Origin of the sequence: Haladaptatus sp., assembly GCF_049589095.1 — an archaeon.
Taxonomy (GTDB): Archaea; Halobacteriota; Halobacteria; order Halobacteriales; family Haladaptataceae; genus Haladaptatus.
Genome location: NZ_JBAWAC010000551.1, coordinates 1 through 4,604 on the forward strand (window position 1 = coordinate 1; position 4,604 = coordinate 4,604).

General features: G+C 61.9%; 4 protein-coding genes and 1 pseudogene. 4 read left to right on the top strand and 1 reads right to left on the bottom strand.

Annotated elements, in window-relative coordinates; all coding sequences use genetic code 11:
* The coding region (locus tag WBV42_RS17435) for a chorismate-binding protein (RefSeq protein WP_423987152.1) at positions 1-148 on the top strand (148 nt) is incomplete at its 5' end.
* A gap of 148 nt (positions 149-296) precedes the next feature.
* Here WBV42_RS17435 and WBV42_RS17440 read toward each other — a convergent pair.
* The gene (locus WBV42_RS17440; RefSeq protein ID WP_423987150.1) at positions 297-1,397 is read right to left on the bottom strand and encodes a pyridoxal phosphate-dependent aminotransferase; all 1,101 of its coding nucleotides are present in this window, start codon (positions 1,395-1,397) and stop codon (positions 297-299) included.
* 449 nt (positions 1,398-1,846) lie between these two features.
* Between WBV42_RS17440 and WBV42_RS17445 the strand changes: the two genes are divergently transcribed.
* The 3 genes and pseudogenes from WBV42_RS17445 to WBV42_RS17455 all read left to right on the top strand — a co-directional run.
* Positions 1,847-3,715: an ABC transporter ATP-binding protein gene (locus WBV42_RS17445; RefSeq protein WP_423987151.1), complete on the top strand. Its 1,869-nt coding sequence runs from the start codon at positions 1,847-1,849 to the stop codon at positions 3,713-3,715.
* Positions 3,716-3,790: 75 nt separating this feature from the next.
* A complete protein-coding gene (locus WBV42_RS17450) occupies positions 3,791-4,294 on the top strand; it encodes a CinA family protein (protein ID WP_066143418.1) in 504 nt (167 codons plus the stop codon).
* A gap of 41 nt (positions 4,295-4,335) precedes the next feature.
* A pseudogene (locus WBV42_RS17455) lies at positions 4,336-4,604 on the top strand (metal-dependent hydrolase); the annotation flags it as partial.

Here is a 4,604-nt window from a genome sequence, read left to right on the forward strand (position 1 = left end):
CGACGAGTATCACCTCCGCGTCGGCGCGGGAATCGTCCACGATTCGGTCCCCGAAGCCGAATACGAGGAAACGCTGGCGAAGGGGAAGGCGCTCGTCACTGCGATCGACGAAGCGCTCGAACGCGAGACGGGATTTTCGGTGGAGTGACTCACACGTAATTTTAAATACCAAACCGGGACCAACGACGGTGGACGTTTCGGGTTGCCGAACGCCTCGTCCCTCGATTCGCAACCCACAGTCTGCCTAACCCGGGAGGGTGCGCCAAAAGCGATACAGCAACATTGCTGTCCGTTTCTCAGCTGAAGTGCGCCGCGAGTCGGTCGGCCGCTTCCTCGACGCGTGGGGAGACGAGGGCGAATCGGATCCAGTCGTTGCGCGAGGAGCCGAAGGCTTCGCCGGGCATGCCAGCGACGCCTGCTTCGTCGATGAGGTTCTCGACGTTCGCCAGCGTGCCGGGGAAGTCGGGGAAGCGAGCCATGACGTAGAACGCGCCGTCGGGAGTGGTGTAGTCGGCACCGGCGGCGTCAAGGGCGTCGGTGAAGGTCTCGACGCGCGATTCGAGGAGCGTGCGGTTCTCCTCGTAATACTCCCGGGTCGTCTCGCGGAGCGCGTGGAGGACGGCGTACTGTGCGGGACGGCTCGTCGCCACGTTCGTCAGCATGTGGCGGGTCTTGGCCACGTCCACGAGTTCCGGTGGGAAGATGGCGTAGCCGACACGGAATCCGGTGATGGCCAGCGACTTCGAGAACGAGTTGGTGACGATTCGGTGGTCGGAATCGAACGCTAACGCGCTGGTGAACTCGCCGGAGAAGTCGAAGTGGTCGTACACCTCGTCGCTGACGAGGAGCGCGTCGTACTCCTCGGCGATAGCCACGAGTTCACGCATCGTCCCCTCGTCGTACACCGCTCCGGTCGGATTGTTCGGCGAGTTCACGACGATCGCGGCGGTGTCCTCGCTCGCGGTTTCTCGCACGTCGTCCGGGTCGAGCGTGCCGTCCGCCGCGGTGGTGACGAAGCACTGTTTCGCGCCGAGCATCGTCGTCTTGCCGGGGTAGTACGGGTACACCGGATCGGTGAGGATGAACTCGTCGCCCGCTTCGCGTTCCATCGCCCGAGCCATCGCCAGATAGTTAGCTTCGCCGCCACCGCAGGTCACGACGACTTGCGAGGTATCGACATCCCGCCGTGCGGCGATTTCCTCGCGCAGTTCGAGGAGTCCCTCGCTCGGCGGGTACTGGAAGTCCGCCCCGCCCAGGTCGGCGTAGGCGTGAAGTCCCTCGGCGATACTCGGCGGCGACCCCCAGTCGGGGTTTCCGCTGACCATATCGACGACGTCGTGGTCGGCGTCCGCCGCGTAGGTCATGACGTGAAAGAACAGGGGGGTGTCGTAGTCCATACCAGACGGTCGCAGCACTGGCAAGTGTTTCTTTCGCAACGGGGAGTCCGTCGAACGCGGAAAACGGATTTCGAGCGATGATCGAGAAGGTCGTGGGTGTGTGTCCCACAGTCACACTATCCTTTATGTTGGCAGGAGATTCATTGGGAATGAAGAACGATGATCCCGGTTCTGACCCTCTACTGACAGCGGTCCACGCCGCTCGACGCGCGTGACCACTCCGTGGCGGCAGTTCTCTTCGCGTGTTCGCACGCCGTAGCCACGGCATCCGCTCGACAGACGACCAATTGGCCTGCCGCGTATCCGTGGGTGTTCGACTCAATGGGTCACGAGCAGGTCTCCGCATCGTATGCCGTCCACCCGATTCGATTTGTACAACCGTACATTGGGGTCGTCGGACGGAACGCTGGAAATCACACCACAGAATTCACACCATACCGACACACGAAATGACAGACAACACAGACGAAGGGAAGACGTTCAGCGAACAACGCGAGCGCGTCGATGCACCGATTCGACGCCTGTTCGGAACCTACGGTCTGGAGCATTGGTTTCCGCTCACCATCGGGATAGTGGCCAGTCTCGCCACCCACTTGCTCTCACTCCTGCCACCGGTCCTTCTCGGTATCGCGCTCGATGCGACGTTCTTGAGCAAAAAACCGTATCAGCTTCCGCTGGTGCCTCAATCGTGGATTCCGACGGATCAGTTCGGCCAGCTCTGGTTCACCGTGGGGCTGATAACCCTCTCCTTCCTTGGGAGTGCCCTCGGTGGATTGGCCAAGGGTTGGGGTCTCAACGAGTTCGCCCAGTCCATCCAGCACGAAGTCAGGAGTGACACCTACAACGCGATGCAACGGCTGGACCTCGGTTTCTTCGCAGAAAAGCAGACGGGCGAACTGATGAGCATCCTCAACAACGACGTGAACCGCCTCGAACAGTTCCTCAACGGCGGACTAAACGTGATGACCCAAATCGGGGTCACCGTGGTCGGTGTCGCCGTTCTCCTCTCGTTGATAAACTTCGAATTCGCGCTCGTAACGCTGGCCACCGTCCCAATCGTTGCGGCGTTCACGTACAAGTTCGTCCAAATAATCCAACCGAAGTACGCGAAGGTGCGCTCGACGGTCGGACAACTCAACGCTCGACTGGAGAACAACCTCGGCGGCATCGAGGTCATCAAGGCCAGCAGCGCCGAGGATTACGAGTTCGACCGCGTCACCGACTCCTCCAAGGAGTACTACGACACGAACTGGGACGCCATTCGGACTCGAATCACGTTCTTCCCCGGACTGGAATTGAGCGCCGGGTTCGGCTTCATCCTCACCTTCGCCATCGGCGGGTTGTGGGTACTGAGCGGCGCACCGTTCGTCTTCTCGGGCGACCTGAGCCCCGGAGGGTTCGTCAGCTTCATCTTCCTGAGCCAGCGGTTCATCTGGCCGCTCGCGCAGTTCGGCCAACTCATCAACATGTACCAGCAGGCGGTCGCCTCCTCCGAGCGCGTCTTCGGACTGATGGACGAACCGAGCGTCCTCGAAACCGATGACGACGCGCCAGATATCGACGTTTCGGAGGGTGTCGTCGAGTACGAGGACGTGACGTTCGGCTACGACGACGAGGAGACCGTCGTGGAGGACGTGAGCTTCGAGGTGGGCGGTGGCGAAACCCTCGCGCTCGTCGGCCCGACGGGTGCGGGGAAGTCCACGATACTGAAACTCCTCTTGCGACTGTACGATGTGAACGACGGGACGATTCGACTCGACGGGCAGGATATCACGGAAGTGTCGCTCTCCAGCCTCCGCCAATCGGTCGGCTACGTCAGCCAGGAGACGTTTCTCTTCGCCGGGACCGTCGGCGAGAACATCGCGTACGGGACGTTCGACGCGACCCGAGCGGAAGTCATCGAGGCCGCGAAAGCCGCACAGGCCCACGAGTTCATCGAGGAACTCCCGGACGGCTACGACACGGAGGTCGGTGAACGGGGCGTGAAACTGTCCGGCGGGCAGCGTCAGCGCGTCGGCATCGCCCGCATCCTGCTCCAGAACCCGGCCGTGCTCATCCTCGACGAGGCGACCAGCGACGTGGACACGGAGACCGAACTCCGCATCCAGCAGAGTCTCGACGCGCTGCTGGAGGACCGGACCGTGCTCGCCATCGCCCACCGTCTCTCGACCATCAAGAACGCCGAAACCATCCTCGTCCTCGAAAACGGTCGCGTGGTCGAGCGAGGAACGCACGGCGAACTGCTCGCCGAGGACGGCCTGTACGCGGACCTCTGGGGCGTCCAAGCCGGGATGCTCGAAGAGATTCCGGCCAGGTAATCATCGTCTTGCTTTCCGTCTCGTGTTGGAAATCGACCCGCGGGTTTCTTTTTTTCGCGCCTCCTTTCCCTCTCCATGAGCACGGACGACCAACCAATCGAACGGCGAGTCGGGGACGCCCTCCGTGAATCGAACGCGACGGTTGCGACCGCCGAGTCCTGTACTGGCGGCCTCATCGGGTCGCTCCTGACCGACGTTCCGGGGTCGAGCGACTACTTTGACAGGGGTCTCGTCACGTACTCCTACGACGCGAAGATGCGTCACGTCGGCGTCACCCGCGAAGCGCTGGACGAACACGGTGCCGTCAGCGAACCCGTCGCCCGTGCGATGGCCCGCGGCGTGCGCGACGTCGCGGGGACGACGTGGGGCGTCGCCACGACCGGAATCGCCGGACCGACCGGCGGTACCGACGAAAAGCCCGTCGGAACGGTCTTCATCGGTGTGGCCTACGCGGGTGAGTGGGGAAGCGCGGAATCTTACTCGGTGGTCGCTCGGTACGAGTTCGACGGCTCTCGACAGGAGATCAAGCGTAAAATAGCGAATCGAGCCCTTTCGGACCTCCTCGACGAACTGGAGTAAAAGGGAAAACCTTGATATTGCGGGGTGGGACCTGCAAACAAATGAACCGAAAAGAACACGTATTGAATGCGGCACTTCTCAGCATCGGGCTCGGATACGTTCTCCATCCGTCGGGTGACGTGGAGACGTTCTACTCCATCGTGGCGGTCGGCGTTCCGGTCATCCTCGGCGCGCTCTTTCCGGACGTGGATACCGCCTTCGGCAAACACCGGAAGACGCTCCACAACCTCCCGATCCTCGCGCTGTTTTACGTCTTCCCGATGGTGTTCGGCAACCTGCAATACGTCTGGATCGGCGTCCTCACCCACTA